Source organism: Oceanisphaera sp. (genome assembly GCF_052084945.1).
GTDB lineage: Bacteria > Pseudomonadota > Gammaproteobacteria > Enterobacterales > Aeromonadaceae > Oceanimonas.
Window position 1 is genome coordinate 1 of record NZ_JBQDEX010000086.1, and the last position, 12,469, is coordinate 12,469.

The window sequence follows — 12,469 nt, forward strand, 5'->3', positions numbered from 1 at the left end:
TCTTCGGCCAATGCCGATAACGGACCAAACCACAAAATACGCGTAAGCCCCACAGTTAAATCATTGATATATTCAGTTAAGGTTTCGGGCTCTGGATATTGTTCCATTAATAGCGCAAAACGTGCTTTAGCAACCGCCGTTTGCTCGGGGTCTAGCTCGCCAAGCTCAGCCACATAATGTACATAGTCATTAAGCAAATACTCATAAGCATGCTCTTCGTCCTGTAGCCACTGGCAGCGGGTTTCTTTACGGCTGATCACCGATAAGGCCACACCTTCATCTAAAAAACATAATGCCCAGGCTTTATTATCCATTTATCACTCCGCAGTTTGCTTATGTTGTTCGCAGGTTAGGGCACTAATGCCCCTTATGATTTGGGGGGGCGCTTTTCTTTATAGGTACCCGCCTCTATGCCATGTCGGCTCAATAGTTTATAAAAGTCAGTACGGTTACGCCCAGCTAAGCCTGCCGCCTGGCTAACATTACCCTCTGTCATGCGCAGAACTTTATGCAGGTATAAACGCTCAAACTCAGCTCGTGCCTCGTTAAACGTCGGAAATTGGTCATCTACTCCGGCCAAAATACCTTCTAACAATTGCGGCGCAATAACAGGCGCCGAGGCCATAGCCACCGATTGCTCAACCACATTTAATAACTGACGTACATTACCAGGCCAGTCAGCGGTGGCCAGCAGAGAAAGTGCTTCGGGAGAAAAGCCAGTCACTTGCGTTGGCTGACGCATTTTTAATTGCTCTAGTGCGTGACGAGCGAGTAATGGAATATCCTCTGCTCGCTCTCGTAAGGCAGGCAAGCTTAGATTAACTACATTTAGGCGGTAAAATAGATCCTCGCGAAACTCCCCCTGCTCCATCGCAGTAACCAAGTCTTTGTTGGTAGAGGACAGCACACGCACATCCGTTGCACAGCCCTGAGTAGAACCTAGTGGGCGTACCTCTTGTTGTGCCAAAGCTTGTAACAATTTATTTTGTAACCTAGGCGTTAACTCACCCACTTCTTCTAACAGCAAGCTACCGCCTTTGGCCGCTAAAAATACCCCAGGGTGATCTGAGGTAGCGCCAGAAAAAGCACCTTTAACATGGCCAAACAGCTCAGATTCTAAGAGTTGCTCAGTCATGGCACCGCAATTGAGTACAATAAAAGGATAATCTTGACGCGGACTCGCTTCGTGTAGAGCTTGCGCCATTAGGGCCTTCCCTGATCCCGAAGGACCGGTTATCAACACACTAATATCCAGTGGCGCCATACGACGAGCTTGCTCTAATAACGCAATCATAATCGGGCTGCGCGTCATAATACGCTGCTGCCAATCATCTGCCATAGCTGGTAATGAAACCGCTAACGCTTCATTAATGGTTTTACGTAGCGCCTCTTTATCGATGGGTTTAGTTAAAAAACCAAACACCCCTGAGCGAGTCGCGCTAACCGCATCAGTAATAGAGCCATGGGCGGTCATAATCACCACCGGCAAGCCAACATGTTGACGCTGAATACGATCAAACAATGCTAAGCCATCCATACCATCCATGCGCAAGTCACTCAGCACCACATCGGGACGTTCTTGCTCTAGCCACGCTAATGCTTCAGCACCGCTTGCCGCCGTAACCACCGCAAAGCCTTCACTCTTTAAGCGTAGACCGAGCAGCTTCAACAAGCTTACATCATCGTCTACAAGCAATATTCTAGCTTTACGTTTCATCGCATCGACTCACGAAATTTACGCTCGTTAATTTGCTGATCAATATTGGCCAACTCATCTAACTTTCGAGTGAGATTATTAATATGTTGCTGACGCTCAGCTAAGTATCGCTGCTGCTGCAACAGCGCGTCATTATATGCTTGAAATACTTTAAAAAAGGGTTGGCTGTTAGGAACAATACTAGGTAGGTTTTTATTAAATAACGTTTGTGCTTGTGCTCGCTCGCTTTGTGACGACTTAGGATGGCTTAACCATAATGCCTGCTCTAACGGCTTATTTTTTAGCTGGCTCAGTGCTAATTGTCTTTGACCGTCATTGCTTGCCATCACTTTATCTGACAACTGCACCCAATCATTTAACGACATACGGGGCACACTTTTACTCACCTTAGCATCGTTAGTCTCTGCTTTTTGAAAAACTGAAAAAGGCATGCTACAGCCGGCCAACATCAACGCTAATAATGCGCTATACCCTGCTTTATTCATCTTTAATTCCTGTATTATTATCATGAGGGAGGCGCAATTCAAAACACACCAAATCGGTCACATTCGTATTCAGAACTAATTGCCCTCCCATATTTTCAGCCGCTTCGCGGGCAATGCTTAACCCAATGCCCGAGCCTTTAAGTACCCCTTTTCTTACCTGAGTTCCCTGAACAAAAGGTTCAAAAATACGGTCTCTATCTTGCTCAGGTATCGGCTGCCCCGTATTTGCTACGGTCAATATATAATCTTGCCCACTAAGAGTGGCATTAATGTCTAACACCCCGGCCACATCAGCGTAGTTCACGGCATTAGAAACTAAGTTATCCAGCACTAACTTTAATCGATGACTATCTGCAAAAGGGCATACATTGATCAAATCAACGCTCACTTGCAGTGATTTATTATCAATTGTTAGCCGATGCGCATCTAAGCTTTGTTCCAATAATGGGGCAACAGCTACCGGCTCTTCATGCACTTGCACTTGTTGAATACGATTGTAGTCTAACAGCTGCTCAATCAGTTCTTGCAAACGAAAGCTGTTATGCACCAATAACTCACACACTTCTTGCTGGTCAGTATTTAAGGGGCCTGTTACCTGCTCTATAAGTAGATCCGCCCCCTCGCGAAGGCTTGCCAGAGGGGTTTTTAACTCATGAGAAAGATGGCGTAAAAACTGTAGCTTCTGTGCTTCAAGCTCACACAAACGCGTGTGCAACCAATGCAGTTTATCACCTAAAGCTACCAATTCGGCGGGCCCACGTATAGGTACTTGCTCGGGGTACACCCCCGCACCTAAATTTAAAATCCGTTGCTCTAGCTGCCGCACTGGACGAATAATCAAATACGTAAACAACAATGCCAGCAACAAACTAGCACCACCTAAAGCTGCACTCAGCACCCATAATTGTTGGCGCATCACAATAACATGCTCGCGCTCTTGCTGAATGCGCTCATCAATTTGGCCACGTGTTAACTTGTCGAGCGCTAAGGTGGTGCTACTAAAAGCATTAAAGATGACCACCCGCTCTCTAATTTGCTCATTATTGGCCTGGGCCAAGTCCACTAAATATACCAATTGATGTTGTAATGACTCACCGAGCACCCCTCCATCAATACCCATCAATAATTGCTCTAGCTCCAGACGATAACGAGCGAGCAGTCGTAAGTAAGAGTCTCTTAATTCGGGGTTTTCTAGTACAACATAGCGGCGAATAGCACGCTCCATTTCCAGTGCCAAGTCGTTCATATCTGATGCCCGTCGTGTATCTACAACCGCACTTTCTATGCCATCTTGAGCCAAAAGAATCACACGCTCTAAACTACGGCCATTTTGGATTACCAACAAAATAAGTGGCAGCAACACCACCGTAAAGGCAACTAACACCAGCCGTAGCAAAGAACGAGGGGCAAATCCCTTGGTGGCACTCGACATTATCCAACACCCTATTATTTAGTGAAGGAGCAGGATAACAAAAATGCAGACAAACACAGACAACTGAATGCAATGCCCTTTAATCAGTTGGTAGGCAAGCTCATTTATAGCAAGCTATGTTTATCTAACAATCGATACAAAGTGGCTCGCGATACATTTAACTGCTTCGCCACCGAGCTTACTTTGCCCTGCGATTTCGTAAGCGCCCGTGACAAGGCATCACGTTCAGCTTCTTCGCGAATCGTTTTTAAACACTCACCGTCTGTTGCTGGGGGGCCCGATTCTATTTCTAAATCAAGGGGTTGAATATAACGCCCAGAAGCCATGACTGAGGCTCTTTGTACCCGATTAAGTAGCTCTCGCACATTACCTGTCCACCGGTGTTGTAGCATAGCTACCTCGGCAAGTTCAGAAAAATCCAGTCGGTTATTATCTTGCTGTTGTTGCAAAAAGGTTCTGGCTAGCAATAAAATATCTTCTCCTCGCTGGCGTAACGGTGGTATTTTTAAGCGAATAACATTAAGGCGAAAATAAAGATCTTCCCGAAAACGCCCCTCTTGTACCGCTTTTTCTAAATCCACATGCGTAGCTGCAATCACTCGCACATTTAAATGAATAGAATGATGAGAGCCTACTCTTTCTATGGTTTTTTCTTGGAGAAATCGTAATAAGTTAACTTGCTCTTCTAATGGTAAATCACCAATTTCATCAAGAAATAACGAACCATTATTCGCGGCTTCTATTTTACCAATTTTACATTGTGTGGCGCCGGTAAAAGCCCCTTTTTCGTGTCCAAACAACTCCGACTGAACTAATTGAGCAGGTAAGGCTCCACAGTTAACAGGAATAAAAGGGCCCTGTGCACACTCAGAGCCATAATGTAATTCTTTTGCAACTAGCTCTTTACCCGTACCACTCTCACCTGTAATAAGTACCGGCAGTTGGCAACGAGACAATTTTTTTAGCTGCTGCTTTAAATGATCCATACACTGACTTTGCCCCAGCACTCCTTGGCTAAGCACAGGTGTGATAGGGCGAGGTTGTGGTGATGCACACAGCTTTGCCATCCCTAAGGCATGACCCAACATATATTGTAACCGAGTGAAATCCGGCGGGCTGGTATGAAAGTCATAAAAGTAGTTTTTCAGTAAATAACGCACGGCGTGACTGCTTAAGTAAGGCTTGTTTACCATTGCCAGCCAAAACACGTCTGCATGAGACCTAACAAATGATTCTACCGTATCGATATTGATGATTTCACTCAGCTCAATCACCCCCACTTGCACCCCCTCCATTACAGAAGGGGCTGAAGGCGAACGAGTGAGGTACTTTACTTGACGAAGCTGCCAGCCCATCTTACGAATTTGATTAACAACGTCATGATCGCTATGACATATAAAGAGAATGGGGCTCTGCTGTCGTCTGTCATCCATGCTGTTATCCATGCGCTCTTCCTTGCGACTATAAATTCAAGGTGATCTAAGGCTAGACGATAACAAGCAACTTGGCGGGCTCTGAGCCTGATTTAAGTAAAGCAGAGAGCATAAATAGTAGCGTCTCATTTTTGATAACTTATCATAATAGTGAGAACCATCTATAAGTGATTGTTTAATAAAGATTTATTTAATAACCTAACAAAAAGCGTCTCTTAATTGAGACGACTGATGAGCTCAACAAAAGTATAACATTATACATATCAACAACTTAAAAATTGGCCTGACTCTTGCTACCTACAACTACAGCACTATTCAATATTTTATTTTTTGGTGTAGGAGCACAAAATGTTAAAAGACAGTATAAAAATAGTAGCCACCACAACAGTACATTGCGCCACTGTTACCTTATTATTTGCTTCTTTTAATATAGCAGCACAAAACCTACACCAAGATATATCTCACATAGCACCAAACAGTTTAAATAATGTTGATGGCATTACTACCATTAATATGGCCGCCGGCAGTAATAATGCACAAACTAATATTGCTAGTATAGCCATAGGCAAAAATGCTAAAGCAATTAACAAATCAGTTATACAAGTACGTCCATCGTCTATAACCGGTATATCTAGCGCAACTATAAATAGAAATACCTTACATAACGCACAAGGAATCATAGCCATTAATCAAGCTGCTGGCTCAGGAAACGCTCAACTAAATGATATAGCCATCGCTTTTGGAAATAACATAGAAGTGATATCAGATGCTGCACTTATGGTGCACTTGCCTACTGATAACAAAGCAGCCCCTGAAGCCCCATTTAATAACACAGTGTATTTAGACAAAGATGCTCTGAAAGGAGCCTCAGGCTCCATTCAAGTAAACCAAATTGCCGGTAGTGGCAATGTAGCAGTAAACCGGGTATCTATGCCCATCAAATAATAAGTGACGTCACTTATTATTATAAAAATAGATCGTGATAAATAAAGTTGTATCAAGGAGAGAGACAATGAAAAAATTCATTATAGCCCCAGTAGCAGCCGTAGTAATGTTAGGTTTAAGTGGATATGCCAACGCCCAAGAAGAGGGTGATGTACCCACAGGTGTAGATATTTATAAGCGAGTCGATATCCAAACTGATATCGGTAAGCTAGGCCGTACCTACATGCTAGGCTTGGTAGGCGTTAATCAAGAAGCATCAGCTATTATTGATAACGCACAGCAATCTACAGGACAAAATAATGCGGCTGGTACAAGTGAAAACGGTAAGCGAGCGGCACAAAACTACCTACATACTAATAATTCACAATTAGGCGATGGCTCAGGTGATGGTGCAGCAGGTAATATAGGCATTAACATGTCTGCTGGTGACAACAACGTGCAAGCGAATAATGCCGCCATGACAGTATTAGGCAATAGCGAAGCGACGGTTGTTCCTACAGTTCCTGAGACTGAAATACCAATGGACGAGGAGTCAACTCCAGAGCTACAAAGGTTCGCAGCAAGCCAAGAGGGTGACGGTGCAGGCGTACTCAGTTTCTTAGGTGAGTGGATTGAAGTAGGAGCCTCTGTCGATGCCGAAATTGGTACCGACCAACTTGCCTCTGGTAATGTTACAATTAACACTGGTGTTACTAATAATGCTCACATAACCGACTCGCTTGATAATGCTGCCGGTAATGTGGGAGTGAACGTAGCCTCAGGTAACAGTAACGTACAGGCCAATAACTTTGCTGCATCCTATGGTGTGGGGGCCAGTGTTGCCATTGCCACCGTGGATAATAAACAAGTATCCATGGGTAATAATACACTTAACCAACCTAAGCTTGCAGATGAAGTACAAACTCTAACCAGTTCAATGACCCTAGACGCAGGTACCGTTGATATTACGGGCACCATGGATCAAGTTGAAGGGGTTTATCCAGAGATTTGGCTTAGCGATAATAACACTGGTCATAATGTAGGTAGTAATACTTATGCTGGCCACTTAGACTTCGATGATAACAATAATAATGATGATAACGGAACTTTCTCTTTTGCGTCTGACTTGGAAGCAGATTTAGGTGATATTACCGTTACTAGCTATAACGATGTAGTGGTTAACTCAACAGTAACAGCCGAGTCTTTAAACGACTCGATACTCAGTAATTCATTAAATAATGCATCCGGTAATGTGGGTGTTAACGTAACTTCAGGCTCTAATAACCTGCAAAGCAATAGCTTAGCGCTAAGTGTAGGTAACTTCTAACTTTGTCCCTTGGCTCCGGATAACCGGAGCCTTTATTTTAATTTACATTAAGGGATACATCAATGAAACCATTATTTATAAGTCTTATCATTGCGTTATCTTACCCCGCAACAGCCGCTAATATTAATATGACGGGCATAGTACCAGGCATTGGTGGCGCTAGTAAAAAAGTAACTAGCATTGCAGAACGTCGATTTATAGGTATAGAGCAACAACAAACAGACTTTAGTTGTGGCGCAGCCTCAGTGGCTACCATTTTAAAGTATTCTTATAATCAACATACAAATGAAAAATGGGTAATGGATGGCATGCTCGCTATGGCTGATCCTAAGGCAGTATCTCAATATGGTTTTTCTATGCTAGACATGAAAAACTATGTTGAAATGCTGGGTATGAAAGCAAAAGGATTTAAAGTTAAAGCACAAGATATAGATAAACTTAAAATTCCATCTGTTGTACTTCTTAATATAAAAGGCTTTCATCACTTTGTAGTATTAAAAAAAGTAGATAGCGAAGGAAGAGTTTATTTAGCTGATCCTGCTCTAGGTAACAAAATAGTTGAAATGGATGAGTTTTTGGCTGGCTGGAATAACATAGTGCTAGCCATTATAGGTAAGGGATATGATAAGCACGCAAGCTTAGCAAACCCAGCTCTTCCACTCACGGCTAGAGGAAGAGACGGACGTTTTGTTCCTGTTTCTGATGCAGCCCTAATGGAGTTTGGCTTTAATTACAAAGACTTATTGTGAGGTAATTATGAAACGTATAGCAGGGTTGCTGGCGTTAACATCAGCCATAGGAATGGCCCAGGCCACTGAAGTGCCCACCTTATTTACCAATAACGAAGTAGGGGTATTACTCAGTGATGAGGTATTAGGAGCCCAACGCGGTAAATACATGGCGGCCAACTCACGATCTCATTATTTTGGTATTGAGTTTATTACTACTATTGCCGGCCCTGGTAACACCATGATTACTAATGGTATGCAATTAAATGTTAATTTAGCATCTAACCAGCCCACTATTAGTACCTATAGCAGCGCTGGCGATGTCTCAACTTCAGAATCAGGTCAACATAATACCAACAGCAATGCACCTAACGGCAGTGGGGTGGTTCAAGTTGCACAAATTGCTGGTAATGCTAACCAGGGCATTAACGATTTTATGCTGCTCTCGGGTGGTATGTCACCTCAGGGTACTGTGCTTAACAAAGGTCACTACCGCGTTAATACCTTTAATGGTCACACTGTGAGTTACCAGTTTAACGGCAGCGGTATTGGTATGGAATATACCTCACAAGATGGTCATGTAACGGCGGCACAAACGGTGCGAAGCGGTGACGGTAATAAAGGTTTTTTACAACAATTTAGCATTAACGGCAATCATAAACTATTGTCTAATCAGGCTAAGATTTATATGGGAGATACCCCTGCCGCTTATACTGATTTAGCAAAGACCTTAATGCATCAGCTGCCAATGGGGATCAAGTAATAGTAAACTCGTTACTCGCAAGGAATGCGCATGAACAAAATAACTTTTGCTTTAGCTATCCTAGGCTTTACTTCTACCACTGCCATAGCACAAAATGCCTCTTTAGCCTCTGAAGAGGCATTATTACAACAACAAATTGATAATTTGCGCCAGCAACTGATTCAGCAAAATCAATTACTGCACAACTTACAAAGCCAATTGGTTATTCGCCAACAAGTGCCTACGACATCAGTTGATACCGGTACTCGGGCCAGCGGCGAGCGTAAAAGCCCTGCTCCTAGCCGCTCTACCGAAGACTTATTAATAGAGCAACACAACGTGTTCGACCGCAAGCTCAGCTTAGAGCTTGGCTTTAGCTATGCCTATTATGATCACAAGCAATTACTGTTACGCGGCTTAACCTTTGCCGATGCTATTTTTTTAGGCAAAATAGATACTGACCGTATTCGCTCTCACCAGTGGACAATGGATCTAACCGGCCGCTATACCTTTAATGATCGCTGGCAAGCCGAGTTAAAAATACCCTATATTTATCGCTATATGGACTACACCGCGACTGATGAAGATAGTAATGACAACTTAAAAGTTTTTGATAGCCTAGCCGGCGGTAATATTGGTGATATTAGCGCTGCGGTTTACTATCGACTGCTCACCGAAACCAGCAGCCGTCCCGACTTAGTATGGAACTTCAGAGTAACAGCCCCCACTGGCCGTGATCCTTACGGTATTCCAAATACTCCTAACAACCCGAGTAACTTACAAGATGTACCTTCAGAGCTAGCCACCGGTAGCGGTTTATGGGGCCTCTCGACGGGTTTTTCTGCCGTTAAAACCGTGGATCCAGCCATTTTATTTACCAGCATTAATTACAACCACTACTTAAAAGGCAGCTTCGATGATGTATCTGCTGGCCCCACTAAAGACCCAGGTGAGGTGAAATTAGGTGATTCTTTTGGTTATGGGTTAGGCATGGCCTTTGCCCTTAGCGAGCGCCTTAGCTTATCGCTAAGCTTTAACCAAAGCTTTAACTTTGAGGCTAAACAGAGCTCTAATGGCAGCGACTTGAAAAAAATAACTGGTACAAGTGGTAACTCGGCTACCATGGGAATGGGTGTCACTTGGGCCATAGATGAAAATTTATCTATGGTGGTCAACTGGGCTTCAGGTTTAACACCAGACGCACCCGACTATGTGGTTAGCGTGCGGTTTCCTTATCGCTTTTAAGCGTTAGCCTAAGTTAGCGATAAAGCAGGTCAGATCTTGTTCAGCACTCGCCAAGATCTGACCTTTTGAGCAACCTTAACATAGCACCATCACTATAATATTCTCTTGGCTGTGCACTATACTACCTAGATACCAATCTCTGGTGTTCGGTTCTAGTTGGCTACACAGCAAAAGAATGGCACACTCAATGGGAGTCTTTTCAGCAGATCTTATGCAGGGTCTACATGAAGAAGCCATATACAAGGAGAATCATAATGGTAATGGCAACGGTAAGTGAAATTATGCGACGCAGCATACCCATGCTAACGGCTGACATGTCGATTACAGAGGCATTAGACAAATTACTGTCTTCTGATTTAAGCGGCCTGCCGGTAGTAGATACGCAGCGCAAAATTATCGGCTTTCTTTCTGAGCAAGACTGTATTCCTACCTTAGTAAAAGCCAGTTATCACTGCGATAACCGGGTTACTGTTAATGATTTAATGTATAAAGAGCCGCTAACAGTCTCCCCCGACAGTGATGTGTTTGAGCTTGCTCGCTTAATGGGTGGCGCCAAACCAAAACTGTACCCAGTAATAGAAGACAGTAAAGTCGTGGGTATAGTGACTCGTCATCAAGTAATGCAATTTCTTAACGAGAAGCTACAAACCTGTACTATCAGCTACTAAGACCTCACCTCTCGTAGGCTATTTTTCAGCAAAAATGGGAACCCAAGGGTTCCCATTTTTTATTGTTAATACATCAAGCCAACTACAACAAGTCTGCAACTGACTCATGTAATTCACTAGGCCAAATACCACATTGCACTTGCCCTATATGTGATAGCTGCAATAACAGCATAATTAAACGTGACTGACCAATACCGCCACCAATGGTTTGCGGTAACTTACCGGCCAACAAAGCTTGATGCCATTCTTGACTAGCTCGGCTTTCTTGACCCGTTAGCGCCAGCTGATGGTTAAGGGCGTCTTGATCAACCCGAATGCCCATAGAAGATAACTCAAAAGCATTTTCTAATATCGGGTTCCACACCAAAATATCGCCGTTTAGGCCACATAAGCCCTCTTTACCTTGGCTTGACCAGTCATCGTAGTCTGGTGCGCGCACATCATGGCTCTCACCATGGCTTAATTCGCAGCCAATACCGACTAAAAATACCGCCCCAAATTCTTTAGCCACCGCGCGCTCACGCCCTTTGGCATCTAGATCAGGGTAACGGGTGAGTAGCTCTTCGGCATGTAAAATATGGATATGATCTGGCAAGAAAGGCGTTAAACCAAACTCACCTGCCGCCGCTAATTCTGTTTTTTTAATGCCATCGTAAATTTGTTCAACGGTGCGCACTAAAAAATCAACATTGCGCTCTTGAACCGACATGACTTGCTCCCAATCCCACTGATCGACATAGACAGAGTGAATTGGGCTAAGGTTATCTTCATCGGGGCGCAGCGCTTTCATGTGCGTATAAATTCCTTCACCGGCAGCAAACTCAAAACGAGCTAGAGTATGGCGCTTCCATTTAGCCAACGAATGCACGACTTCAAATACCGACCCAGGAATTGCTTTAGCTTTTACCTGTACTGCTTTTTCTGAGCCAGATAAGTTATCTTGCATACCATCACCTAGGCGACTCAATATCGGCGCTTGCACTTCCAATAAATTGAGCTTTTGCGCCAGCTGATCAGAGAAATACTCTCGCACAAAGCGGATTTGGCGTTGTCGTTCAATATAGGATTGCTTCATGTCATTTACCTAGGTTGCTGGTTGGTATTAGTAAATCATCAGGCAAATCCCTCATTAACTCAACATTAGATAGAAAAAACTCTCACATTGGCTTAAATTACTTAAAGTAACTGCTTATTTTTAAGGGATCATCAAAATATGACGGAAAAAAGCGACTCGCATTATCGAATCGATAATTTAGATAAATCGATTTTGATGGCACTCATGGAGAATGCTCGCACGCCCTATGCCGAGTTGGCCAAGCGATTTTCCGTCAGCCCAGGCACCATTCATGTGCGGGTAGAAAAAATGAAGCAGGCAGGGATTATTGAAGGCACACGCGTGCAAGTGAATTCAAAAAAGCTAGGTTATGACGTATGTTGCTTTATTGGTATTATTCTAAAAAGTGCTCGCGACTACCCAGTGGCTCTGGCTAAGCTAGAGCAGCTAACAGAAGTGGTTGAGGCTTACTACACCACAGGCCATTACAATGTATTTATCAAAATAATGACCCGCTCCATTGACGAGTTACAGCAAGTGTTGGTGAATAAAATTCAAGTGATTGATGAAATCCAATCCACCGAAACCCTGATCTCGTTACAGCAGCCCATAGACCGTGATGTGGCGCCCTAGGGCAGCGGTAAGCTTTAATACCAATATGTAAAACTAACTGATCAAAATTTTTCGCCACGGAACCCACGGAAGAACACGGAA

Annotated in this window: 13 protein-coding genes; 7 read left to right on the forward strand and 6 right to left on the reverse strand. The window is 43.6% G+C overall.

Annotated features, from left to right (window positions below):
• From ACTHY5_RS08695 to ACTHY5_RS08715, 5 genes are all read right to left on the reverse strand, one after another.
• A partial coding sequence (locus ACTHY5_RS08695) for a hypothetical protein (RefSeq protein ID WP_441878744.1) occupies window positions 1-314 on the reverse strand: 314 nt, incomplete at its 3' end.
• A 53-nt stretch (window positions 315-367) separates the two neighbouring features.
• On the reverse strand, window positions 368-1,717 hold the full coding sequence (locus ACTHY5_RS08700) for a sigma 54-interacting transcriptional regulator (protein ID WP_441878746.1): 1,350 nt from the start codon (window positions 1,715-1,717) through the stop codon (window positions 368-370).
• Window positions 1,714-2,202, reverse strand: a complete 489-nt coding sequence (locus ACTHY5_RS08705) for a hypothetical protein (protein ID WP_441878747.1) — start codon at window positions 2,200-2,202, stop codon at window positions 1,714-1,716. The genes ACTHY5_RS08700 and ACTHY5_RS08705 overlap by 4 nt, the downstream gene beginning before the upstream one ends.
• On the reverse strand, window positions 2,195-3,634 hold the full coding sequence (locus ACTHY5_RS08710) for a sensor histidine kinase (protein WP_441878749.1): 1,440 nt from the start codon (window positions 3,632-3,634) through the stop codon (window positions 2,195-2,197). Before ACTHY5_RS08710 ends, ACTHY5_RS08705 begins: the two co-directional genes overlap by 8 nt.
• 104 nt (window positions 3,635-3,738) lie before the next feature.
• A complete protein-coding gene (locus tag ACTHY5_RS08715; RefSeq protein WP_441878750.1) occupies window positions 3,739-5,079 on the reverse strand; it encodes a sigma 54-interacting transcriptional regulator in 1,341 nt (446 codons plus the stop codon).
• 336 nt (window positions 5,080-5,415) lie between these two features.
• On the opposite strand from ACTHY5_RS08715, the gene ACTHY5_RS08720 reads away from it, so the two are divergent.
• The 6 genes from ACTHY5_RS08720 to ACTHY5_RS08745 all read left to right on the forward strand — a co-directional run bounded on the left by ACTHY5_RS08720 (window position 5,416) and on the right by ACTHY5_RS08745 (window position 10,701).
• A complete protein-coding gene (locus ACTHY5_RS08720; RefSeq protein WP_441878752.1) occupies window positions 5,416-6,012 on the forward strand; it encodes a hypothetical protein in 597 nt (198 codons plus the stop codon).
• Between the two features lie 67 nt (window positions 6,013-6,079).
• Window positions 6,080-7,318, forward strand: coding sequence for a hypothetical protein (locus ACTHY5_RS08725; protein ID WP_441878754.1), 1,239 nt, complete (start codon window positions 6,080-6,082; stop codon window positions 7,316-7,318).
• A 62-nt stretch (window positions 7,319-7,380) separates the two neighbouring features.
• Window positions 7,381-8,067: a C39 family peptidase gene (locus ACTHY5_RS08730; RefSeq protein ID WP_441878756.1), complete on the forward strand. Its 687-nt coding sequence runs from the start codon at window positions 7,381-7,383 to the stop codon at window positions 8,065-8,067.
• Window positions 8,068-8,074: 7 nt separating this feature from the next.
• The gene (locus ACTHY5_RS08735; RefSeq protein WP_441878758.1) at window positions 8,075-8,809 is read left to right on the forward strand and encodes a hypothetical protein; all 735 of its coding nucleotides are present in this window, start codon (window positions 8,075-8,077) and stop codon (window positions 8,807-8,809) included.
• A gap of 30 nt (window positions 8,810-8,839) precedes the next feature.
• Window positions 8,840-10,033: a transporter gene (locus ACTHY5_RS08740; RefSeq protein WP_441878760.1), complete on the forward strand. Its 1,194-nt coding sequence runs from the start codon at window positions 8,840-8,842 to the stop codon at window positions 10,031-10,033.
• Between the two features lie 260 nt (window positions 10,034-10,293).
• The gene (locus ACTHY5_RS08745) at window positions 10,294-10,701 is read left to right on the forward strand and encodes a CBS domain-containing protein (protein WP_441878766.1); all 408 of its coding nucleotides are present in this window, start codon (window positions 10,294-10,296) and stop codon (window positions 10,699-10,701) included.
• A gap of 82 nt (window positions 10,702-10,783) precedes the next feature.
• Here ACTHY5_RS08745 and asnA read toward each other — a convergent pair whose 3' ends face one another.
• Window positions 10,784-11,776 (reverse strand): aspartate--ammonia ligase, encoded by a 993-nt coding sequence (gene asnA / locus ACTHY5_RS08750; RefSeq protein WP_441878762.1) that lies wholly within the window; start codon window positions 11,774-11,776, stop codon window positions 10,784-10,786.
• Window positions 11,777-11,914: 138 nt separating this feature from the next.
• On the opposite strand from asnA, the gene asnC reads away from it, so the two are divergent.
• Window positions 11,915-12,388: a transcriptional regulator AsnC gene (gene asnC, locus ACTHY5_RS08755; protein WP_441878764.1), complete on the forward strand. Its 474-nt coding sequence runs from the start codon at window positions 11,915-11,917 to the stop codon at window positions 12,386-12,388.
• Window positions 12,389-12,469: the final 81 nt, after the last annotated feature.

Excerpts from the sequence above, each read along its gene's own strand:
- ACTHY5_RS08700 (WP_441878746.1), bottom strand. The coding sequence starts at position 1,717 with ATGAAACGTAAAGCTAGAATATTGCTTGTAGACGATGATGTAAGCTTG.
- ACTHY5_RS08705 (WP_441878747.1), bottom strand. The coding sequence starts at position 2,202 with ATGAATAAAGCAGGGTATAGCGCATTATTAGCGTTGATGTTGGCCGGC.
- ACTHY5_RS08710 (WP_441878749.1), bottom strand. The coding sequence starts at position 3,634 with ATGTCGAGTGCCACCAAGGGATTTGCCCCTCGTTCTTTGCTACGGCTG.
- ACTHY5_RS08715 (WP_441878750.1), bottom strand. The coding sequence starts at position 5,079 with ATGGATAACAGCATGGATGACAGACGACAGCAGAGCCCCATTCTCTTT.
- ACTHY5_RS08720 (WP_441878752.1), top strand. The coding sequence starts at position 5,416 with ATGTTAAAAGACAGTATAAAAATAGTAGCCACCACAACAGTACATTGC.
- ACTHY5_RS08725 (WP_441878754.1), top strand. The coding sequence starts at position 6,080 with ATGAAAAAATTCATTATAGCCCCAGTAGCAGCCGTAGTAATGTTAGGT.
- ACTHY5_RS08730 (WP_441878756.1), top strand. The coding sequence starts at position 7,381 with ATGAAACCATTATTTATAAGTCTTATCATTGCGTTATCTTACCCCGCA.
- ACTHY5_RS08735 (WP_441878758.1), top strand. The coding sequence starts at position 8,075 with ATGAAACGTATAGCAGGGTTGCTGGCGTTAACATCAGCCATAGGAATG.
- ACTHY5_RS08740 (WP_441878760.1), top strand. The coding sequence starts at position 8,840 with ATGAACAAAATAACTTTTGCTTTAGCTATCCTAGGCTTTACTTCTACC.
- ACTHY5_RS08745 (WP_441878766.1), top strand. The coding sequence starts at position 10,294 with ATGGCAACGGTAAGTGAAATTATGCGACGCAGCATACCCATGCTAACG.
- asnA (WP_441878762.1), bottom strand. The coding sequence starts at position 11,776 with ATGAAGCAATCCTATATTGAACGACAACGCCAAATCCGCTTTGTGCGA.
- asnC (WP_441878764.1), top strand. The coding sequence starts at position 11,915 with ATGACGGAAAAAAGCGACTCGCATTATCGAATCGATAATTTAGATAAA.